The organism is Streptosporangium sp. CA-115845 (genome assembly GCF_050943795.1).
Lineage (GTDB): Bacteria > Actinomycetota > Actinomycetes > Streptosporangiales > Streptosporangiaceae > Streptosporangium.
The window spans coordinates 9,948,217-9,968,984 of sequence record NZ_CP191988.1 but is presented as its reverse complement, the minus strand read 5'-3'; the positions used below and the strand labels follow the sequence as shown (position 1 = coordinate 9,968,984).

The 20,768-nt window shown below is 70.6% G+C and carries 17 protein-coding genes; 7 read left to right on the top strand and 10 right to left on the bottom strand.

Features of this window, described 5'->3' with window-relative positions:
- Window positions 1–117: 117 nt before the first annotated feature.
- Window positions 118–630: an N-acetyltransferase family protein gene (locus tag ACQP0P_RS47335; RefSeq protein ID WP_433369685.1), complete on the top strand. Its 513-nt coding sequence runs from the start codon at window positions 118–120 to the stop codon at window positions 628–630.
- Window positions 631–782: 152 nt separating this feature from the next.
- Window positions 783–2,492: an ABC transporter ATP-binding protein gene (locus tag ACQP0P_RS47330; RefSeq protein WP_433369682.1), complete on the top strand. Its 1,710-nt coding sequence runs from the start codon at window positions 783–785 to the stop codon at window positions 2,490–2,492.
- A gap of 93 nt (window positions 2,493–2,585) precedes the next feature.
- Here ACQP0P_RS47330 and ACQP0P_RS47325 read toward each other — a convergent pair whose 3' ends face one another.
- The 10 genes from ACQP0P_RS47325 to ACQP0P_RS47280 all read right to left on the bottom strand — a co-directional run bounded on the left by ACQP0P_RS47325 (window position 2,586) and on the right by ACQP0P_RS47280 (window position 13,230).
- Window positions 2,586–3,368, bottom strand: a complete 783-nt coding sequence (locus ACQP0P_RS47325; RefSeq protein WP_433369680.1) for a glycoside hydrolase family 16 protein — start codon at window positions 3,366–3,368, stop codon at window positions 2,586–2,588.
- A 2-nt stretch (window positions 3,369–3,370) separates the two neighbouring features.
- Complete coding sequence (locus ACQP0P_RS47320) at window positions 3,371–4,513, bottom strand: hypothetical protein (RefSeq protein WP_433369677.1); 1,143 nt, start codon at window positions 4,511–4,513, stop codon at window positions 3,371–3,373.
- A gap of 138 nt (window positions 4,514–4,651) precedes the next feature.
- A complete protein-coding gene (locus tag ACQP0P_RS47315) occupies window positions 4,652–5,413 on the bottom strand; it encodes a hypothetical protein (protein ID WP_433369674.1) in 762 nt (253 codons plus the stop codon).
- Window positions 5,413–6,405, bottom strand: coding sequence for an AAA family ATPase (locus ACQP0P_RS47310; RefSeq protein WP_433369671.1), 993 nt, complete (start codon window positions 6,403–6,405; stop codon window positions 5,413–5,415). Before ACQP0P_RS47310 ends, ACQP0P_RS47315 begins: the two co-directional genes overlap by 1 nt.
- 50 nt (window positions 6,406–6,455) lie before the next feature.
- Entirely contained in the window at window positions 6,456–8,345 is a 1,890-nt protein-coding gene (locus tag ACQP0P_RS47305; protein WP_433369668.1) for a hypothetical protein, read from the bottom strand.
- Window positions 8,342–10,240 (bottom strand): hypothetical protein, encoded by a 1,899-nt coding sequence (locus ACQP0P_RS47300; RefSeq protein ID WP_433369666.1) that lies wholly within the window; start codon window positions 10,238–10,240, stop codon window positions 8,342–8,344. Before ACQP0P_RS47300 ends, ACQP0P_RS47305 begins: the two co-directional genes overlap by 4 nt.
- Before the next feature lie 30 nt (window positions 10,241–10,270).
- Window positions 10,271–11,044, bottom strand: a complete 774-nt coding sequence (locus tag ACQP0P_RS47295; RefSeq protein ID WP_433369663.1) for a hypothetical protein — start codon at window positions 11,042–11,044, stop codon at window positions 10,271–10,273.
- A 1,134-nt stretch (window positions 11,045–12,178) separates the two neighbouring features.
- Window positions 12,179–12,544: a DUF2795 domain-containing protein gene (locus ACQP0P_RS47290; protein ID WP_433369660.1), complete on the bottom strand. Its 366-nt coding sequence runs from the start codon at window positions 12,542–12,544 to the stop codon at window positions 12,179–12,181.
- Window positions 12,545–12,764: 220 nt separating this feature from the next.
- Window positions 12,765–12,995 carry a hypothetical protein gene (locus ACQP0P_RS47285; protein ID WP_350913499.1) on the bottom strand — a complete coding sequence of 77 codons (231 nt, stop codon included), beginning with the start codon at window positions 12,993–12,995 and terminating at the stop codon, window positions 12,765–12,767.
- Window positions 12,985–13,230, bottom strand: a complete 246-nt coding sequence (locus ACQP0P_RS47280) for a DUF6400 family protein (RefSeq protein ID WP_433369657.1) — start codon at window positions 13,228–13,230, stop codon at window positions 12,985–12,987. The genes ACQP0P_RS47285 and ACQP0P_RS47280 overlap by 11 nt, the downstream gene beginning before the upstream one ends.
- Before the next feature lie 324 nt (window positions 13,231–13,554).
- Here ACQP0P_RS47280 and ACQP0P_RS47275 point away from each other — a divergent pair, with 324 nt between their 5' ends.
- The 5 genes from ACQP0P_RS47275 to ACQP0P_RS47255 all read left to right on the top strand — a co-directional run bounded on the left by ACQP0P_RS47275 (window position 13,555) and on the right by ACQP0P_RS47255 (window position 20,640).
- Window positions 13,555–13,785 carry a hypothetical protein gene (locus ACQP0P_RS47275; RefSeq protein WP_433369654.1) on the top strand — a complete coding sequence of 77 codons (231 nt, stop codon included), beginning with the start codon at window positions 13,555–13,557 and terminating at the stop codon, window positions 13,783–13,785.
- Between the two features lie 179 nt (window positions 13,786–13,964).
- The gene (locus ACQP0P_RS47270) at window positions 13,965–16,157 is read left to right on the top strand and encodes an alpha-galactosidase (RefSeq protein WP_433369652.1); all 2,193 of its coding nucleotides are present in this window, start codon (window positions 13,965–13,967) and stop codon (window positions 16,155–16,157) included.
- A gap of 71 nt (window positions 16,158–16,228) precedes the next feature.
- Window positions 16,229–17,770 (top strand): MFS transporter, encoded by a 1,542-nt coding sequence (locus ACQP0P_RS47265; RefSeq protein ID WP_433369649.1) that lies wholly within the window; start codon window positions 16,229–16,231, stop codon window positions 17,768–17,770.
- A gap of 206 nt (window positions 17,771–17,976) precedes the next feature.
- Window positions 17,977–20,178, top strand: a complete 2,202-nt coding sequence (locus tag ACQP0P_RS47260) for a polysaccharide lyase 8 family protein (RefSeq protein WP_433369646.1) — start codon at window positions 17,977–17,979, stop codon at window positions 20,176–20,178.
- 144 nt (window positions 20,179–20,322) lie between these two features.
- Complete coding sequence (locus ACQP0P_RS47255) at window positions 20,323–20,640, top strand: hypothetical protein (protein WP_433369644.1); 318 nt, start codon at window positions 20,323–20,325, stop codon at window positions 20,638–20,640.
- Window positions 20,641–20,768: the final 128 nt, after the last annotated feature.

The following is a 20,768-nucleotide window of genomic DNA, read 5'->3' as shown; positions in this document are numbered from 1 at the left end:
GTCCGTGACCGAGGAGCCGTGTTCCGGCCGTCGCCGAGTGTACTGATCTTCCGGCGCGGTGAGATTCTTTATGCGGCATATCCCGTATAGGGGTGCATGTCCTGTTACGATCCGCCGATGATTATCCGTGACGGGCACCTCGGCGACGTACCGGCCGTCCTGGCGATGTTCGACAGCGCGGTGGCGTGGCTGACCTCCCAGGGGCGCACCGGCCAGTGGGGCAGCGAACCGTTCTCGACTGACGCGGCCCGTGTGCAGAGTGTCACCTCATGGGCGACGTCCGGCGGGATGCGCGTCGCCGAACTCGACGGCCGGCCCGCGGGATGCCTGGTCGTGGGGTCCGCGATGCCCTACGTCACCCCCGCCTCCGAGCCCGAGCTGTACGTTCAGGGGCTGGTCATCGACCAGCGGTTCCATGGTCGTGGGGTCGGCTCGGCCCTGCTGGAGCGTGCCAGGGCCGAGGCCGTCGAGCGGGAGGTCGCGCTGCTGCGGGTCGACTGCTACGGCGGCGACGACGGCCGGCTGGTGGCGTACTACGAGAGCCAGGGCTTCACCAGGACCGAGAGTTTCAAGGTCGGCGACTGGCCCGGCCAGCTCCTGGAGATGAGGCTTCCCGCAGCGGGGGGCTGAACGGCTCGCGACGGGCGGGGTGGTCCGGCGGCGGCACGCGCGGCATGTCACGCGGGCGAAATTTCGATACGAGAGGATTGATCGTAGATCTACCATTATTTGGGGGATTTGTGGTTGGCGCTCTCGATCACCGCTATCGCGGTGAGCATCCAATGCGTACGCTCGCCTATCTCTTCCGGGAGGACCGCCTCAGGCTGCTCGTGGCGGTCTTCGCCTTCCTCTTCAAGCACAGCCCCACCTGGCTGCTGCCGCTGATCACGGCCAATGTCGTCGACATCGTGGTCGGTCACGGCCCGATCGCGTACCTGTGGGTCAACGCGGGCGTGCTGCTCGTCCTGCTGCTCCTCAACTATCCCCTCCACCTGCTCTACGTCCGCTGCCTGCACGGAGCCATCCGCCGGATGGGGACGGACCTGCGCTCCGCGCTCTGCCGCCGCATGCAGCAGCTCTCCATCGGCTACCACTCGCGGGTCAGCGCCGCCGTACTCCAGACCAAGGTCATCCGGGACGTCGAGAGCGTGGAGCAGACCAGTCAGCAGGCGGCGGACATGGGCCTGTCCGCGCTCACCATGCTGGCCGGGGGCCTGGTGGTGATCGCCGTGCGGGTGCCCGCCGCGATACCGGTCTTCCTGGTGGTCGTACCCGCCGCCGCGCTGCTCGTGATGCGGATGCGCACCCGGCTGCGCGACGACAACGAGAGCTTCCGCCGCGAGGTCGAGCAGCTGTCCACCCGGGTCAACGAGATGACCACGCTCATCCCGATCACCCGCGCGCACGGCCTGGAACAGGACGCCCTGCACCGCGTCGACGGCACGCTGACCAAGGTGCTGCGCAAGGGGCTCCGGCTTGACCTGCTCAACGGCAGTTTCGGCGCGCTGGCCTGGATCCTGCTCAACACGCTCGGTGTCGCCTTCCTCGCCGGCTCCGCGCTCGTCGCCTACTACCAGGTCATCCCCATCACCGCGGGCGACGTGGTCATGCTCACCACCTTCTTCGCCACCCTCACCTCCGCCGTCACCTCCCTGCTCAGCCTCACCCCGGTGGTCAGCAAGGGGCTGGCCTCCGTACGGTCCATCGGCGAGGTGCTCCAGGCGCCCGACCTGGAGCACAACGCGGGCAAGGAACAGGCCGCCTCCGTCGGCGGCGAGATCGAGTTCCGCGACGTCGAGTTCTCCTACGGCGAGGGCACCGCGGTCACCGGGTTCAACCTCACGGTGGCTCCCGGAGAGACGATCGCGCTGGTCGGCCCCTCGGGAGCGGGCAAGTCGACGGTGCTCAACCTCGTCATCGGCTTCGTGCGTCCCACCTCCGGCCGGATCCTGCTGGACGGGCGTGACATGGAGACGCTGGACCTGCGGACCTACCGCAGGTTCCTGTCCGTCGTACCGCAGGAGTCGATCCTGTTCGAGGGCAGCATCAGGGAGAACGTCACCTACGGCATGGCCGACGTTCCCTCCGACAGGGTGCGGCAGGCGCTCCAGGACGCCAACGCGCTGGAGTTCGTCGACCGGCTCCCCGCCGGCCTCGACACGGTCGTCGGAGAGCGGGGCGCCCGTCTGTCGGGCGGCCAGCGTCAGCGGCTGGCCATCGCCCGCGCCCTGATCCGCGACCCGCGGGTGCTGATCCTGGACGAGGCCACCTCCGCCCTGGACACCCGCTCGGAGGCGCTCATCCAGGAGGCGTTGACCCGCCTGGTCGCCGGGCGCACGGTCCTTGTCGTCGCTCACCGGCTGTCGACCATCCGCGGTGCCGACCGCATCGTGGTCATGCGCGAAGGCGGGATCCAGGAGATGGGCACCCACGACGAGCTGATCCGGTTGCGTGGAGCCTACGCCGGGCTGCAGGGCGCCCAGCTCGCCTGAGCGTCTTCCGCACGTTCCCGGAGCAGCCTGTCCGGGAACGTGCGGAGGGTGCGGGACTCATGTCCCGCACCCTCCTGCCCTACCGAGATGGGGTCAGCCCGCGACGCCCGCCCCGGACGGGTAGATGCGGAGCCAGTCCACCTCCATCCACGCCTCTCCCGAGCTGCCCTGGCCCGGGAACCAGTCCAGCTGCAGGCAGACCGACATCGAACTGCGGGTGGCGTTGCCGGAGCGGAACCACTCCTGCCCGTCGATGTAGCCGACGACGCTGTTGGGGGTGATCTCCACCGCGTAGGTGTGCCAGGTGGTCATGTCGATGTTGGCGTGGGCCTGCTCCTGTCCCTGCGGGGTGTGCAGGAAGAAGTTCGGCCGCTGCCTGTTCGGGTCGTCGATGACCTCCAGGAAGTCCACCTCCTCGCCGGTGGAGCTCTGCACGTTGCCGCCGCCGTCCTTCGGCCACAGCAGGGCGACGGGATGGTACGACCCGGCGCCCGGGTACAGGCGGATGCGGGTCTCCCAGCGCCCGTAGGCCTGGTCGTGACGGGCGGCCAGCCCGGCCGTGGTCCCGTCCTCACGGCCGTACAGGTAGAGCGCCCCGTTGCCGAGGTAGAGCTGCTGCGGAGAGCGGCGGCCGTTACCCGCGTGCCCGGCCGAGTCGTAGAACACCCAGTCGGACTCGTTGAGGTAGTCGTCGAACTCCGCGCACCAGGACGGCGTGCCCCAGTTGAGGGCTTGCGCGGCGCTGGCCTCGCCGGTCGTGGCGGGGGCGCAGGGCGCCGCCGTGACCACCTCTCCCTGGGCCGCGCTGAGAGTGCTCACCGCCAGCGCGGCCACCATGCTGAGTACGGCCACCCGCACGTGGGATCTGGTGATCATGATTACTCCTCCCAGGACCTGGCGCAGAGTTTGGAGGGGCTGAAGCTCCAGCAGCCGACGGTCGTCGGGCTGGGGGCCGCCGTCCTCATCGGGCTTGACAGCGGCTGGGCGGACTGGGGCGGCGGTGCGAACACCCAGCGGGGCGCGTTCGACGACGACGATCCCTGGTTCGAGACCGGCAGGGCGTCAGGAGACTCCGCGGTACGGCTCCGCCAGGGCGCGAGGCTCCAGCACGAGGCGATGTCGGCGGGGTCGCACACCTCCGAGGAGGAGCGCTTGAACGAGGGCGGCGGCGCGACGGCCCGCGGGGAGGAGTCCACCGCCTGGGGCTGGTTGTCACGGACCCCCTCGCTCAGCAGGGTGGGCTCGTAGACGCCGGTCTGCGCGGGGGCGGGCTGTGGCGTGTGCGACGTCTGGCTCGGCGCGCCGGTGCGCGGTGGCGTGGTGGGGATGGTGGGGGTGGTGGGCTGACTCGCCGAGGGCTTCGGCGTCGCCTTCGGCGGGATCGACGTCGGCTTCGGGAGTGTCGGCTTCGGGAGTGTCGGCTTCGGGAGTGTCGGGAGTGTCGGCTTCGGGAGCGTCGGCCTCGTGGGACTGGGGGTGCTGGCCGGTGCCGTGGTGGCCGGCGGGGTCGCGGCCGGGCTGGTGGCCGTCTCACTCGGCTTCGGCGCGGAGGTGCCGGAGGGTGCCGGTGTCGCGGACGGCGGCTTGGTGTCCTCGGGAGGATTGGTGGGCTTCGGGGCCGTCGTCGGCTCGGTGGTGCGCCTGGTGGTGGTGTTCGCGGGTGGTTCCTCGGTCGGACGCGTCCTGGCGGGCGTCGGGGCCGCCGATGAGGTGGTCCCGGTCCGTGCGGGTTGCCGGGCCGCCGTGGTCTCCTCGGCGGGCACCTCCTCCTGTGGGGTGGGCGCGGCGTTCCTCGTACCGGGGCTGCTACGGGTGACCGGCGCGGTCTCCTCGGTGGTGCGGGACTGTCTCGTCGGGGTGGGCGGAGGGCTCTCCCGCTGGGCCACGGGGGCCTCGGTGGTGCGGGATTGTCTCGTCGGGGTGGGCGGGGAGCTCTCCTTCTGGACGGAGGGGATCACGATCTCGGAGACGGCCTCCTGCTGGGGGAGCGCCTCCTGGATCGGGCCTGAGGTGGTGCTCACGCCGGGATCCGCCATGGCGGCCCACGGCTGGGCGATGACCGCGCCTGTCGTCGCGGATACCGCGGCCAGCAGGAGGCCGGAGAGTAAGCTGACTCGCCGGGACGAGCTACGTGGGGGCATTGATGGCTCTTCCTGGATCTATGGGGTGGGCTTTGGGCCGGAGACGGGTCTCCAGCCGGAGGTGGTGAATTCGGGGGTGCCCGGCAGGGCGACCGGCGGTATGGAGGCTGCCAGGGGGTCGGGGATGTTGACCCAGTCCCCCTGGTTCGCGCCGCGCATGCCGGGCTGCCAGCGCATGAGCAGGCTGATGGCGTACGAGTTGGAGAAGGTCGGCTCGGTGTCCCCGACGCCCCTGGTGGCGGTCACCTGGACCAGGACCGAGACCTGCGTCTGATCCTGGCCGCGGGGTTTCCACTGGACGCCGACCGTCCGTGTCCGCATGGCGGCGCCGTCGGGTAGCGCCCCGTCCTTGGGAAGGCCGAGGATCTCGCGCCATCCGGCGACGGCCTCGCGGGCGCCGGCCCGTGCCGCGTCGTGCTGCTCGGGTGCCGCGTACAGCAGCGCCGCCTGCTCGGCCTGTGCGGAGTCCAGGGTCCACGCTGCCTCCAGCGCGGCGGCGGCGGCCGAGATCGCGCCCACCTCGCTGCGGGGGAATCCGACGGGGTAGCCGGCCGCGCCCTCGTAACCGGAGGGCGGGGCGAGCACGACGGTGTCCCCGGCGTTCCCGACGGGTACGGAGGCGCTCACGGTTTCGGATTCGGGTCGCAGGAACTGCCAGGCCGCGGCCGCCAGCAGGATCGCCCCCACGATCGAGACGACCACGATGATCATCCGGCGCCGAGGGTTCGGCGGTGGGCCCAGATCCCAGTTCAGCTCGGGATCGTCGGCGACATGGCGCACTAGTGGCTCCGATCGGTGCGCTGGTTGAACGTCTGCCCGGCCGCCGCCGCCAGGCGGAGGTAGGCGCCCCGGGTCGTGGGCCGCAGGCGGACCAGGTCAACCTCGGCACCCTCCTTGAGGTGCGGGTCGTAGGGGATGCGGATCACCGCGCGGCAGCGGGAGGTGAAGTGGCGCTCCAGCAGGTCCAGATCCACGTCGGACTTGGCCTCCACGGCGTTCAGCACGACGATGGCGTTTCTGACCAGGTCGGCGTGGCCGTGGGCGGTCAGCCAGTCCAGCGTCGCGGCGGCAGAGCTCGCCCCGTCCACAGCGACCAGGCTGACCAGCACGATCTGGTCGGCCAGCTCCAGCGTCGCGCCCATGGCCCCGTGCAGCAGGCCGGTACCGCAGTCGGTGATGCAGATGGAGTAGTAACGCTCGATGAGACCGGCGACGGTGCGGTAGTCCTCGGCGTTGAAGGCCTCGCTCACGGCCGGATCGGTGTCGGAGGCGAGGACCTCAAGCCGGGCGGGGGACTGCGAGGTGAAGGCGCGCGCGTCGGCGTAGCGCAGGATGTGGGGGGCCTCGGCCAACATGGTGCGGATGGTCGCGGCCGTCTCGGACTTGACCTTGAGGCCCAGGGTCCCGCGGTCGGGGTTGGCGTCGATCGCGATCACCCGGTCGCCGCGCAGGGAGGCCAGGGTGTTGCCGAGGGCGACGGTCGTCGTGGTCTTGCCCACCCCGCCCTTGAGGCTCATGACCGCGATCCGGTGGTGCCCGCTCGCGACGGGGGTCTGTGCCTGCGCCATCAGCGTGCGCCGTTCCAGCTCCGCCGCCGACTCCGCGGGGATGATGCGCCTGCCGGAGAGTTGCCAGACGAGGCGGCGCCATCCTCCGGCGGGCTCAGGGCGGCGGTTGGTGAGCAGGTGTTCCGCGGTGAGCGGGACCGTTTCATGGAACTGCTCGGCTGGAGTGGGCGGCGATGCCTGGATATAGGGGGAGGTATCCGTCATTGCCAAGGTCCTTTCGCAGAGAGCGATCGTGGGGAAGGGGTACGGGGCTGTCAGCAGGTCCGCCAGCGCACCGTCGTAGTGATCGAGTCGTCGAGGCCGTGAACGGTCAGCGGGGCGGTGACGGAGGCGGGGGCACCACACCAGTTGCGGATCCGGTGGGCCCGCAGGTTGATCACCTGCGTGACCCCTTCCCGCAACGTGCCGTCGGAAGGGCTCACGGCCAGGCCGGGAGCCGATATCCGCCACTTCAACGGCTCTCCCGAGACGGTGAGGACCATGCTCCCCTGGCCGAACTCGTCCAGCGTCACCACGGGCGGGACCCGCATGCGAGAGGCGAGTCCGTCTCGTCGCGCCGGCGCGTCCGCGGTGGGGCCGGAGTCGAGGGGAGCCTGGGTGGTCTGGCTGGTGGACGCCTGCAGCGACCTGGCCGGCTCCTTTGACTCGATCGCGGGGCCGAGAAGGTTCATTCCGGTGAGGGTGCCGGCCGCGCCCGCCACGACGATGATGACGATCTTGATCGTCATGTTCCTGATCCGGGCACCGGCCCAGCTGAGCGCCTCCAGCACGCGGATCCCCATCTCGATCCGCTCCTCGTCGGGGCGGTCGTCGGGTTCGGTGTGGAAGCGCAGCGCGGGAACCTGGGTGTCGTCGCGCATCTCGACGGACGCCTGCCCCGCGATGACGACGGGCTCGGCCCTGGCGACAGGTTGAGAGGCGGGCGGCGCCTGCCTGGGGATGGTGCCGGTGATCTCCTCGCTCTGGGCGAGGACCTCGCGCGCCCATGCCTGGGTGAGCAGGGCGTCGTACAGCGGGGTGTCGTGCCCGGGTACGGGGGGTGCGGACGGTGGGCGGACCGGCCGAGTCCTGCGGGGTGGCAGGGCGGGCAGCGGGGGCAGGCCGGAGGGATCGGAGGCGCCCGCCGCCGGCCCGCCGGCCGGTGGCGTGACCGTACTCGCCGCCCCTGTGCCCGTTGACGTCGTGGCCGGTGGTTTCGCCGGTGGCCTCGAGGCCACCGGCGGATAGGGAGGCGTGCCGACCCTGGGCGCGGGTAGTGCCACGGCCGGCGGTACCGGAGCGGCGGGGACACCGCTCCCGGCCGGAGAAGCGGGGAGGACGGAGGACCGGCCCTCGGCGGGAGGTGCGGGCAGGAGCGCGGGCCCGCCGCGGGCCGGGTGTGCGGGCGGGACCGCCTCCGGGGGCAGCGAGTCCGTGAGCCGCTGCCGCTCCTCGGCGGAGAGCGGCGCGACCGGCGGGTGGGAGATCATCTGTGGGACCGTGTAGCGGATGTTGATCGGCCGCGTGCACGCGGAACACCTGATCATGTGGGAAAGCAGGGTGGTCCGGGCGTCGTCGGGATCGATGGCGGAGGATGCCTGCCCACCGGGCCTACCGGTGGGGAAGACGCCGGGAAAGACCGCCTCCACCAGCGGGGCGAGCTCCGGACAGGTACGCCGCCCGTTGGCGAGCGCGTCCAGCCCGCTCACCAGGGTCTCGATCAGATCCTGGGTACGGGTGGCGAGCCTGCCGATCTCGTCGGCGGGCATCCCCAGCACGTGGGGGAGATCCTCCATGCCGAGCGCGTGGCGGTACATCAACCTGAGCGTCTCCGTGCCCAGGGGGTCGACGATCGTCCACACCCGTTCGATCAGCAGGGCATCGGGCATGCCGGGCCCCGAACCCGGCACGTACCGCTCCCGGTGACCGGTGGAGGTGCGGCAGTCACGTCGCAGCGTGGCCAGCAACCGTCCCCGGACCGTGACGCCCTCGGGGGCGGCCTCGGCCCGGCCGGCCGCCAGCGCGGCGACGACCGCCGCGCGTGCCCGGCCGGATTCGAGGCGGGAGGCGGCGTAGTCCATCAGGTGCGCGCCATGCTCGCGCACCCAGGCCGCCCCCTGGCCGGGGCCGGGCGCGAAACGCCCGGATCCGGTGGGTGTGCTCATTGGCCGTCGTATTCGACCGGGTCCGGCTCGACCTGGCCTTGGTCGGGCTGGAGGGGGGAGGTCCGGTTTCGGTCGTTCTCGCCGCGCCCCCACTGTGCGGGGGCACCGTCTCCGGTGCCCGGCTGAGCCGGGCTCAACCGGCCGGGATCGGGCTGTGCGGGAACCTGCCGGCCCTGGTCGGGCTGATCGGGAAGATTCTGGCTGGGAAAGGACTGGCCGGGATCGGGCTGGCCGGGATCGGGCTGGACCTGGTCGGGCACCGGCTGGGGAAGCGGCGCGGGAGCGGGGTCGGTCACCACGAGTTCCAGGTTCCGCTGGGGCAGGCCGGTGAACTTGGTCCAGTTGCTGACCTCACCGGATGCTGGCTCCGCGTAGAGCCAGCGGATGAACGCGGGCCACAGGCACGAGTCGCGGGGGATCGTCTGGCCGCTCTGGGCCGGGCTCGGACCCTGGGACGTGCTCAGCGCCTGGAGCTCCTCGGCGGTGTAGTTGCGGCATGGTGGCGTGCCCGGCGGGGCGATGTTGAGATCCCACACGCCGTTCTCGTCCGTGTAGCGCATGCCCCTGTCCAGCCCGAGGGCCTCGTAGGCTCGCCGCAGGAGCTCAGGGTCCTCGAAGACCGGCAGCGAGACGCCGTTCTGGCCGCCGGGGAGTTGCGGCGTGGCCGGCATGAGCACGGTTCCGTCGGGCCCCTGCGACGCGTTCTCGCCGGGCACGGCGGACGGCTGCGGCTGGACGGGCTTCAGGCTGCCACCGGGCGCTGTCGGTGTCACCGTTCTCGGCGGGGCCGACGGCCGTGTGCTCAGCGAAGGCGCGCCCGCGTCGTCCGTCGGCCTGGTCGCGGGGGGCACGACGACAGGCGCCGTGGGTGGCCTGACATCGCCGGAGGGCACGATCGGCTGGCCCGTACCCGACCGGATCGCCGGCCGCAGGGTGCCCGTCGGCCGGGTGTGCGGTGCCGTCTCCCCTGGCTGGGAGGTTCGGCTGCCGCCGGTGGGCTGTGGCTGGGAGGGCTTGTTGCCGCCGGTGGGCTGTGGCTGGGAGGGCTTGTTGCCGCCGGTGGGTTGCGGTTGTGAGGTTCGGTTGCCGCCGGGGGGCTGGGAGGGCTTGTTCCCGCCGGGGGGCTGGGGCTGCGACGACAGTGAGGGGCCCGAGGGCTTCGTCCTGCCGGCCTCAGGAGCAGGCTTGGGTGGCGAGACCACCTCGACCTTCTTCTCCTCGGGGTGCTCGATGACGCTGCCGCTCTCGCTCTCGCTCTGCGAGATGTTCCCGCTGACCCTCTCCGTCGGCGTCGGCGCAGGAGGGGCCGGGGGCTTGACGGGCTGGGGATTCGCCACCGGTGGTGGAGCCGGGGGTTGCACCGGCCCCGGGTTGGGGGCGGGCTGCACCGGCGCCGAGGTGGCCTTGGGGTCCGGGGCATTCGTCGGAGTCGAGGGTTTCGCCTTCGTGGTCGTCTTGGGCGGTGGTGGGGTCGGCGTGCTCTTGGGGTTTCCGGGCCGCTGTGCGAGAGGGGCTGCGGCGGCGGCCAGGGCCAGGACCGGGAGGGCGACACAGCCTTCCCCCGATGCCTCGACCGCGTGCCCGTCGGTGGTGGTGGTCAGGCAGACCCGCGGGTCGGTGGAGCCGCCGCTGCCGGCACCGCCCGCGATGGTGCTGCCCGCGTCGGCGCCGGAGAGCGGGACCGGTTGATCACCGCCGGAAGACGCGCTCGACGACCAGGCCCTGGCCTGGTCGTCGAGGAGATACGTGCCCGCGGCCAGCCGCATCACCTGCCCCCCGCCGGGGTCGGAGCGGACGGCGATGACGGTTCCCAGCCCGGCACCGGCGCTGAAGACGCCGATCGCGACACTCGCAGTGAGCACCGTCGCGCGCGATGGCTTACGTGAGGGTGTCATTATGAATGTTCCTTTTCTTCCGGTGAAACGTCAGTCGCCGTGGCTCTCCAGGACGTCGCTCCACTCGCCCAGCACGCGAGCGGGCTCGTTCGAGCCGGCAGGGGGGACATATGTCACATACATGCGTCCGTATGTGGCGCTCACCGAGTGGGCGAAGGCCTTACCACGGGTGCGGACGGCGGCCGAGCCCTTCAGCTTGACCGTCGCGCCCTCCCGCTCCGCTTCGCGGACCTCGGTGGAGCGGGCTCCATACCAGACCAGGGCGCCCCCGTCACTGGTCCTGAGCGCGCGTACCGGTCCCTCAAGCCGGTACGACAGCGTGAGCTTCCAGTCGGCCTGTCCCAGCTGCGCCCGCTCCTGCTGCCAGAACAGTGCGGCCTCGCTGGTCCACGGCCCCTCGTCGAATCGTGCGTCGATCTCGGCGTTCTGCAGGCTCGCCAGGTGTGCGCGGGCGATCTGGCGAGGGGTCGCGCTCAGCCCGGTGGTGTTCTCCGGCAGGCTCGTCGCGTAGCCTTCGGCGTCGGTCGCTATCTTGGGGAACCGCGCCGGGGTGGCACGCGCGTCGGCGGCCGAGGCGACGAGCCGCCAGCCACCGGGGGCCGAGCTCATCACGTCGACGATCCGGGCGACACCGGGTTCGTACGAGACCGCCACGAACCAGTCGGCGCTGCCGTTCACGTGGCGCGGGATCCACATCTGCGGGTTGGGCCATATCCCCGAGGCCAGCGACTTCTTCTCCATCTCGGCGGTCTTGAAGCCGGCCCGCGTCATCTCCAGCGCGAGTCCGTGCTCCAGCTTCGCCATGGCGGCCTGGTCCTTCCTGCTCTGGGCGGCCGACAGCCCTCGCTGGTAGCGGCCGTGGATGCCGTACGCCTCCTTGACGGTGAGCTGAGGCGGGCGGGACGCGGCCGGCGAGCCGGTGTCGGGCGGGGGGGTTTCTGTCTCGCTCCGGGGTTTCTCCGTACGGGGCTTCTCGGTGGGAGGTTTCTCCGTACCGGTCGCCTCGGGGCGAGGAGAGGACCTACCGCTCTTTGCGGGTTTCGGGGTTGATCCGGGGGTGGGGGGTGAGGAGGACGGCGTCGGTGAGGGCGAGGAAACGGCCTTCTCCCAGCCGGCGTCCGAGGAGTCGGGGGTGGGGTTCGCCGCGAGGGACGGACCGGAGGGCTCTCTGGTCGCGAGCCAGAGCGCGGAGGCGGCGATGATCGCTAAAACCGCCGTGAACAGAATGACCTTCCGCCAATCGAATGACAGGAGGCGCTCGGGATGCCAGTCGGATCCTTGTTCGGAATCATGCCTGGAGGAAGCACTGCCACGGCCAGAGGACCCAGCCTGTCCATCTGGGAAATCTGATGCACGCCATGACATAGGTCCAAATATTAGACTGACCGTGATCTATTGGGAAGGTAAAGGGCTTAGTAATTAGTACTTATGGCTATTTGATTATAAATAACACTTAAGTCGACATATGGGCTGTCCGAAATACGAACTGCCCCCACCTGCTGGCATCCTGTCGATGGACCGTACCAGTAGTTCTCTAGAGATGTGCCGTCATCTCTGGGTTTCGGGTGACCTTCCGTGCTCCTTGGTGAACTGCCCTTTTTCCAGAGCAAGCCTGTCGTTCACCTTCCGTTGGGCTTTCCGGTCCCCGGCCGGGCGTCCCGCAGGGGGCAAGTGATCGCGAAAACCTTTCACACTCCGGATTGGTACAAGCTCCATAACAACTTGATATGAATGCGTTTCCCGGGTTCGGCTGTTCGGCCTCGGATCCCGTTCCGGGAATTGGAGCTCCGTCTTTTCCGTACCCGCCGGGGGACGACGGTCTCCCGCCTCGGCAGGGGTGCTCCGAACGGCCCGCCGGGCACGCGATCGGCCCGCGACGGGCGCGGGTGGGGAGGCCCGGTGCCGACGCGAAACGCCCCATCCGGGCAGGGGTGCCGTCTACTCCAACTCGATGAGCTCCACCAGAACCGCGTCCACCCCGGGGTACTCCCGTTCCGGGATCATCAGCAGCGAGTCGACCACCACCTGGTGAGCTCCCCGGGTCCTGGCCTCCGCGACCAGGTGCTCGCGCCGGGCCGGGTAGGAGACCCCCTCCAGATAACGCCGGGCGACCTCGCCGAACGCCTTGTTGACCTCGGTCGGCGAGTGATAGTCCCGGTCGGGGAGCTGTCGCAGGATGCCGTTGACCCGCTCGCATTCGTCGCGTACGTGGGCGACCAGGTCGTCACGGCGCTTCGGGTAGTTGACGCCGCGCAGATGGCGCTGGAGCAGAGCAGGATTGATGAGCTTGCCGTCGGCCATCATGACCAACCCCCCGGTGGATGTTCTCGTGCGGGTGCCGCCCGGAGCACGCACGCCCGTGTCGCACCCGGGTGACGAAGATCGCGCGGGTGTCGTTCGAACTCGATGATCCCCCGCGAGAGCCGCCCTCCGGCCTCCCGGACCTTCCTGCACGGAGTCCGGGGAGCCGAGGCGTCTGATGCGATCCCTGCCCGGTCCTGCCGGGTTGACACCTTTGGCCAGGTCAGCCGGAGGTGGTCCGGCCGCCCGCGCCGAAGCCCGTCTCGTGGTTCCACAGGTGGGTGCATCCCGGGCACTGCAGGTGCAGCAGACTTCCGGTGTTGCCGATGAGGTAGCGCCAGTGCTCCCCGCAGTTGCGGCCGCCGAGGCAGTCGTCGCAGTCGCGGTGGTCCTGGCAGCCGGGGCAGGGCACCCACGCCCTGCGTCCGAAGTCGGCGTGTGGGTCAAGCGGCACGGCCGGACCCCCTGGGGGGAAGCACGCCGGCGGCCACGAGCATGTCGTAGGTCTCCTGCTGCCGGCTGTCGAGGCCGGAGTAGAGGAGGTCGTACGCCTCCTCCTCGGCCCGCAGCACCCCCGGCGGATCCCAGTCCGGCTCCAGCGCCGCCATGACGGCGGCGCGGCGGCGAGTCTCCTCAAGGGTGAGGTCGATCTCGAAGTCGACATACGGGCTGGCGCTGTCCTGACTCATGACATGGCTTCCGGGTCTGCTGGTGAGCGTGGCGGAGGAGTGATCGGGGAGGGCGGCGCCCGGTTCGGCCCGGGCTGGGCCGCTCTTTGAGATCAACCACATGTGCTGCGGGGAGGGACTCCTCCTGGAGGAAAATTCCTGTCCATTATATACCCATATGTACTTTATATTGCCTTTAGTGGTACTTCGGGTGATATGTGGCAGCCGGGCCGCGGGCGCCGCCTGATGTCCGGCGTCCGGGACGGGGAAACCGGGAGCCGAGGGCAGAACCCGGGTGACCGGGTATAGAGCACCCCGAGGACAACTACGGCTCGGGGGCCTGCCATGACCACCTACACCCTGTCGATCGTCGAAGGCGACACCGGCGGTATCTCGTCGGGCAAGGATCTCTTTTCGCCCGACTCTCCGATCGATTTCAGCGACCTCGGCCCGTATGCCCTGATGTGGCTGACCGAGCACGGTTACCAGGAGCAGGGCAGGCGGGTCCTGGTCACTCCCGTGGGCCGGCATCCCGAGGGGGTCCACGTGATCGCCTCCCACGACGTGGACCTCTGACTCCCGTCGGCTCACGGCTCCCCGGACGCCGTATCCGATCCCCTGGCGCCACCGGGCGTCATACCCGATCATGGTTGGGCGCCCCGGCGGAACCGGGCAGCGCACGGCAGGCGCTTCACCGGGCGGTACCGGTGTCCCGCGCCCGGCAGGGGAACAGGGGAACTCGGAGAGGAACCGCGATGCCCAGGTGTGACGGGCGGGTAGTCCAGCTGCGCGCGGGGGGCACGGGTCTGGTCGTCGACCTGACCGGAGCGGTGCCCGCGGTCCTGCACTGGGGAAGGGATCTCGGCGAGTTGTCCGAGGCGGCGCTCGCCGCGCTCGTCCTGACCGGCGAGCCCGCCGTGTTGAACAACGCCATCGACACGCCTCGGACGTTCTCGATCTGGCCGACGGAGGCCGAGGGCTGGTCGGGAACCCCGGCGCACCAGGGGCATCGGGGTGGCACCGCGACGACGCCCCGCCCCCACCTGGCGCGCGCCGAGCGGCACGACCGACCGGACGGCGGCATCGAACTCGCCGTCCACCTCCGGGACGACGTCTCGGAGGTGGACATCGCGGTCACCTACCGGCTCGGCGCCTCGGGGATCCTCGCGGTTCAGGCGACCATGACCTCCATCCAGGAAACGGTCACGCCGCCGTACGACGTGGCCGACGTGTCGCTGCTGCTGCCGCTGCCGAGGCGTGCCACCGAGGTACTCGACTTCACCGGAAAGTGGTGCAGGGAACGGGCGCCGCAGCGGACCCGGCTCGGTTTCGCCGGTCATGTCCGGGAGGTCCGGCGCGGCAAGCCGGGGCAGGACTCCCCCTACCTGCTCACCGTCGGCACCCCGGCCTTCGGGTTCCGCTCCGGTGAGGTGTGGGGCCTGCACGTGGGCTGGAGCGGGAACCAGCGCTACCTCGTCGAGCGGTCCCCCGAGGGCGCGGGTGTGCACGCCTCGGTGCTCGGCGGTGGCGAACTGCTGCGAGCGGGCGAGATCCGGCTCGCCCCCGGGGAGTCGTACCAGACGCCCATCTGCTACTTCGCCTGGTCCGACGAGGGGCTGGACGGCCTCGCGAGTCGTTTTCACGACATGCTGCGGGCCCGTCCCACCCACCCGCGGACACCCCGGCCGCTGGTCCTCAACACCTGGGAGGCGGTGTACTTCGACCACGACCTCACCCGCCTGCTCACGTTGACCGACCTTGCCGCGCGGGTGGGCGTGGAACGGGTCGTGCTGGACGACGGCTGGTTCCGCGGGCGCCGCGACGACACGGCGGGACTGGGCGACTGGAGTGTGGACGAGACGGTCTGGCCGGAGGGTCTCGCCCCGCTGGCCGACCACGTCCACCGGCTCGGTATGGAGTTCGGGCTCTGGTTCGAGCCGGAGATGGTCAACCTGGACTCCGACCTGGCACGCGAGCACCCGGAGTGGATCCTCGGCCCGGCGTCCGGGCTCGGCCCCTCCGCGAGAAACCAGTACGTGGTGAACCTGGCCGACGAGCACGCCTGGGCCTACCTGCTGAACTCGATCGACGACCTCGTCCGCCGGTACTCCGTCGACTTCCTCAAGTGGGACCACAACCGGGACCTGCACGAGGCGGTCAGCCGCGAGCCCGGCGGCCTGGAACGGCCGGGCGTGCACGCCCAGACGCTCGCGCTGTACCGCCTCGTCGACACCCTCAAGGAGCGCCACCCCGGCCTGGAGATCGAGAGCTGCGCGAGCGGCGGGGGTCGCGTCGATCTGGGCATCCTGCACCGCACGGACCGGGTGTGGGCCTCCGACTGCAACGACCCCGTCGAGCGCCAGGCGATCCAGCGCTGGACGGCCCAGCTGATTCCCCCCGAACTCATCGGCTCGCACGTCGGCGCGGAATGGAGCCACACCACGCACCGGGTCACCACGGACTCGTTCCGTCTCGCCACCACCCTGTTCGGGCACGCCGGCATCGAGTGGGACCTGACCCGGTGCTCACCGGCCGAGCTCGACCGGCTGACCACCTGGGCGGCGCTCTACCGGGAGTTCCGGCCGCTGCTGCACGGTGGCCGGGTGGTGCGGGCCGACCTCGACGACGACGCGACACTCCTGCACGGCGTGGTCTCGGCGGACTCCGCCTCAGCCCTGTTCTGCTGGGCGCGCACCGTCACGTCGGCCGAGGGTCAGTCGGGCCGGGTCCCGTTCCCCGGCCTGACGGCGGAGTACGACTACCAGATCCGGATCCGGATCGAGGCGGGACTGACGGCCATGCACCAGACGCAGGCCCCCGCCTGGGTCACCGAGGCGTTCACCGGCTGGGTGACCCTGCCGGGTCCCATCCTGGTCACGGCGGGTCTGCCCATGCCGACGCTCAGCTCCCAGCAGGCCATCCTCATCGAGGTACGGAAGTCGGGCTGACCTGCGGCAACAGGCCGATCCCGGAGCCAAGGGTTGACCTCAACTCTCATTGAGGTTTCATGATTGGCCGGGTGACGAGAACTCAGGCGGGCACCGCGCCGCGACCAGGCCACAGGGCCACCCGGCGGGAGTGGATCGGGCTCGCCGTGCTCGCCCTTCCCGCCCTGCTCGCTTCGCTGGAACTCACCGTGACGCATCTGGCGCTGCCGGCCATCGGCAGGGATCTGAGAGCCACCGGCGCCCAGTTGCTGTGGATCGTTGACGTCTACGCGTTCCTGCTCGCCGGATCGCTGATCACTATGGGTACCCTGGGCGACCGGATCGGCCGCCGCCGGTTGCTGATGATCGGTGCCGCCGCGTACGGCGTCGCCTCGGTGCTCGCCGCCTACTCGCCCAGTGCCGAGACGCTCATCGTGATCCGCGCGCTGCTCGGCGTCGCCGGCTCGACCCTGATGCCGTCCGTTCTGTCGCTGACCGCCGCCATGTTCCTCGACCCCAGAGAACGTACGATCGCCGTCGGAATGGTCATCGCCGGCGTCTCGGGGGGCACCGCGATCGGCCCGCTGGTCGGCGGGTGGCTGCTCGACCGCTTCTGGTGGGGCTCGGTGTTCCTGCTGGGCGTGCCGGTGATGGTACTGCTGCTGGTGGTGGGACCGAGGCTGCTGCCCGAGCACCGCGCCCCGGCGGCGCGTCGGCTGGACCTGATCAGCGCGGCCCTGTCACTGGCCGCGGTGCTACCGGTGGTCTACGGCCTCAAGCAGATCGCCACCGGCACCTCCGGCCGGCTGCCCGTGCTGTCCATCGTGGCCGGCCTGGCGTTCGCCGCCGTGTTCGTGCGCAGGCAGCAGGTACAGGCCGACCCGCTGATCGACCTGCGGCTCTTCGCCAACCGGGCTTTCAGCACCTCCGCGGGTGCGCTGGCGCTCGGCATCTTCGTCCTGTGGGGAGCCAATTACGCCATCGCCCAGTACCTGCAACTGGTGTATGGGCTCTCACCGCTACGGGCGGGGCTGTGGACGGCTCCCTCGGCGGCAGGGGTCATCGCAGGGTCGATCCTGGCCTCCAGGATCGTGCGCCTGGTCAGCCCCGGAGTGGTCATCGGGGTCGGGCTGGCACTCGCCGCCGCCGGTTTCTGGACGCTCACCCAGGTCGGCGGGGCCGGTGGGCTCACCGTTCTGGTGACCGGATCCGTCGTCGTCTCCGCCGGCCTCGGGCCGATGATGGCCCTGGCCACCGCCATGATCGTCGCTGCCGCCCCGTCCGAGCGGGCCGGCGCGGCGTCGGCGATCTGCTCGACGGCGCCGCAGTTGGGCGGGGCGCTCGGCATCGCGATTCTCGGCAGTGCCATCACCGCCGTGTACCGGGACGAGATGGCGGGGGCTCTGCCGTCCGGAGTCCCCACCGAGGCGGCGTCCGTCGCGCGGGACAGTCTCGGCGGTGCGGTGGCGGTGGCCGGGCGGCTTTCCGAGCCGCTCGGTTCCGAACTGCTCGGCGTGGCCCGTGCGGCGTTCATTCAGGGGTTCCACCTGTCCGCGGCCATCAGCGGTGTCGTGATGGCGGGCATGGCCGTCGTGGTCGTCGTCCTGCTCCGGCACATCCGGGCGGGCTCGTGACCCGAGCATCCTTCGCCTCGCGTTCGGTGATCGGAGAGCGGTCGCTGAGAGCGGCTGAGCAGCGGCGTGGCATCCGGGACAGAGGGTGATTTCCGGCTGACAATCCATATATGACTGGACATTCCAGGAGATTATTTCTCCGGCTCGGCGGGGTCGTCGTGGCCGGAGCGATGGTCCCGGCGCACGCCGAGCGTACGGTGAATCCGGTGAACGACCACTTCGCCCCGCTACGCCGCCGCTGGCGGGAGACGTCGGCGGGGTCGGGGTTCGATCCGGCGGCCGAGCCGTACCGAACCCGGCTGGCGGGGCTGGGGACGACGGCCGCCGGATACCGCGACACCATGGCGCCCACCGGCACCTCGCTCTGGCCAGGGCTGGCGTTCCCCTCCTTCACCGACACTCCGGCGCGGCTGCGGACCATGGCCCGCGCCTACGCGCTGCCGGGCACCGGGCTGACCGGCGACGCGAACCTGGCCGTCGCCGTCGCGGAAGGCATCGACCACTACCGGCGGCGGGTGTACGCCGCGGGCGCCGACCCGGCGGGCAACTGGTGGAACTGGCAGATCGGTGTTCCCAGGAAGCTCCTCGACGCGGCTGTGCTGATCGGTCCGCACCTGACAGACCCGCGAAGCGGGGCGCTTCAGGACGCGGTGGACCACTTTCTCCCCGAGTGCCGCCTGAACGACTACGAGGGCACCAGCACCGGGGCCAACCGGGTGGACCTGTGCACGGTGATGCTGCTCCGCGCCATCCTCGGCTCCGACCCCGGAAAGGCCGCGCTGGCCGCCTCCGCGCTCTCCCCGGTCTTCCGCCACGTCTTCGAGGGCGACGGGCTCTACCGGGACGGCTCGTTCATCCAGCACACGTCCGTTCCCTACCAGGGCGGGTACGGGGTGGTGCTGCTGTCCGGGCTCGCCACACTGTTCGCGGTGCTGCGCGGCTCGCCATGGGAGATCACCGATCCGAACAGGCAGGTCGTCTTCGACGGCGTCGAGAGGTCGTTCGCGCCGTTCGTCCACGACGGCTTCTGCATGGACCTGGTCAGCGGCCGGGGGATCGGCAGGGAACCGTACGGCGACCACCGCAGGGGGCGCGACATCGCCGCGGCGATCCTGCTGCTGGGAGAGACGGCCTCCGCCGCCGAGCGGGTCCGCTGGCAGGGCATGGTCAAGGGATGGACGCTGCGCGATACCTCCAGACCCATGCTCGACGCGGCGGAGAGGAGCGACCTGGGGTTCCACGCCCGCCTCGCCGCGGTTCTGGACGACGACGCGATCCCGGCGGCCGAGGAACCACTCGGGCACCGGCTGACGGCGATGAGCGCCCGCGCCGTCCACCGCAGGCCGGCCTGGTGCGCGGGGCTCAGCATGGCCTCGTACCGGATCGGCCACTACGAGCACGGCAACGGCGAGAACCGGCGCGGCTGGCACACCGGCTCGGGGATGCTCTACTGGTGGGGCGAGGGCCACGGTGACCAGTACTCGGACTCCTTCTGGCCCACCGTCGACCCCTACCGCCTGCCGGGCACGACCGTCTCCACCAGGCGGCTGGCCGACGGCGCCGGTAACGCCTGGGGCGACACCTGCCCGCCCGCCCGCTGGGTGGGTGGCGCCACCGACGGCACCTACGCGGCGGTCGGCCAGCACCTGAACGGCTTCGAGAGCACGATGGAGGCTTTCAAGTCGTGGTTCTTCCTCGACGACGCGGTGCTCTGCCTGGGAGCCGGGATCACAAGCGAGGACGGCGCGGTGGTCGAGACCGTCGTGGACAACCGCAGGACCGGCGCACCCCTCACCGTGGACGACCGGGAGGGCTGGGCACACCTGGCCGGGCACGGCGGCTACGTCCTGCCCTGTCCCACCCGGCTGCGCACACTACGTGAGGAACGCACCGCAGGCCAGGTGACCCGGAGCTACGTGACGCTCTGGCTGGACCACGGCGTCGACCCGGACTCGGCCGGTTACGTCTACCTTCTCCTGCCGGGGGCGAGCCGGGCGGAGACCCGGGCCCGCGCCGCCGACCCCAGCTGGGCGCGGGTGCTCGCCAACACCGCCCGGCAGCAGGGCGTCCGGGTCCCGTCTCTCGGAATCACCGCGGTCAACTTCTGGAACGACGGAGCCGTCGGCGGCCTGGCAGCCTCCGCCCCGTGCGCGGTCCTGGTCAGGGAGCGCGGCGACGGTACGGCCACGCTGACCGTGTCGGACCCCCGGCGCGAGGAGGACGAGCTGATCGTGACCTGGGACCGGCCGGTGGCCGAGGTGCTCGGTGAACACCCGCTTCTGACGAGCGCCACGACCGGCGCGAGCCTCACCTTCGTCTTCGGACGACTGGCGGACCGGGGCGGCGGCTCGCAGACGGTCACCGTACGGCTCGACCGGCGCGCGGGGCTGGAACGTTCGCCGGGTTGACCGGCTTCGGATTTTCATTACCCAGAGTGATTGACACATCACTTTCCATTACCTGATGATGGCCGATGTCGGTGGTTCCGTATGGACGACGCCGGGGCGCCGAGATCTTTCGGGGCATGCTTCAAGACCATCCAGGAGGAGCGAATGAAGCTGTTCGGTGCTGTTCTGGGGGTGATCGCGGTGTCGGCCACGGCCGTTCTCGCCTGGGCGGGGCCGGGTGCGGCCGCCGAGGGCGAGGTCATCGTCTTCACCACCGAGTTGGAGGAGCTCGGCAGGTACCGGGACCTGCCCGCCGGTGGATGCAGACGGCTCCCGCCGACCGCGCATCTGCTGATCAACCTGACCGATTCCAAGGTCTTCATCCACGCGGGTCCGCTCTGCCTTGGCCCCGGTGTTCCGGTCGAGCCGAATCATGGCTGGCACGCCCCGCCCGGCGGACAGTCCAGCTTCTCCACAGCCTGATCGCGACAGGTGAACGGTATGACGTGGGCCGGGTTCGCCCGGTAGGCGCGTCCGGCTCGCTGCCGACCCGACCGTCAAAATCATGACCACCGGTGATCAGAGGCGGAGGTCACCCGGAAAATTCCCGC

Excerpts from the sequence above, each read along its gene's own strand:
- ACQP0P_RS47255 (WP_433369644.1), top strand. The coding sequence starts at position 20,323 with ATGAAGCTGTTCGGTGCTGTTCTGGGGGTGATCGCGGTGTCGGCCACG.
- ACQP0P_RS47330 (WP_433369682.1), top strand. The coding sequence starts at position 783 with ATGCGTACGCTCGCCTATCTCTTCCGGGAGGACCGCCTCAGGCTGCTC.
- ACQP0P_RS47325 (WP_433369680.1), bottom strand. The coding sequence starts at position 3,368 with ATGATCACCAGATCCCACGTGCGGGTGGCCGTACTCAGCATGGTGGCC.
- ACQP0P_RS47295 (WP_433369663.1), bottom strand. The coding sequence starts at position 11,044 with ATGGCGAAGCTGGAGCACGGACTCGCGCTGGAGATGACGCGGGCCGGC.
- ACQP0P_RS47290 (WP_433369660.1), bottom strand. The coding sequence starts at position 12,544 with ATGATGGCCGACGGCAAGCTCATCAATCCTGCTCTGCTCCAGCGCCAT.
- ACQP0P_RS47335 (WP_433369685.1), top strand. The coding sequence starts at position 118 with ATGATTATCCGTGACGGGCACCTCGGCGACGTACCGGCCGTCCTGGCG.
- ACQP0P_RS47310 (WP_433369671.1), bottom strand. The coding sequence starts at position 6,405 with ATGACGGATACCTCCCCCTATATCCAGGCATCGCCGCCCACTCCAGCC.
- ACQP0P_RS47305 (WP_433369668.1), bottom strand. The coding sequence starts at position 8,345 with ATGAGCACACCCACCGGATCCGGGCGTTTCGCGCCCGGCCCCGGCCAG.
- ACQP0P_RS47300 (WP_433369666.1), bottom strand. The coding sequence starts at position 10,240 with ATGACACCCTCACGTAAGCCATCGCGCGCGACGGTGCTCACTGCGAGT.
- ACQP0P_RS47270 (WP_433369652.1), top strand. The coding sequence starts at position 13,965 with ATGCCCAGGTGTGACGGGCGGGTAGTCCAGCTGCGCGCGGGGGGCACG.
- ACQP0P_RS47280 (WP_433369657.1), bottom strand. The coding sequence starts at position 13,230 with ATGAGTCAGGACAGCGCCAGCCCGTATGTCGACTTCGAGATCGACCTC.
- ACQP0P_RS47275 (WP_433369654.1), top strand. The coding sequence starts at position 13,555 with ATGACCACCTACACCCTGTCGATCGTCGAAGGCGACACCGGCGGTATC.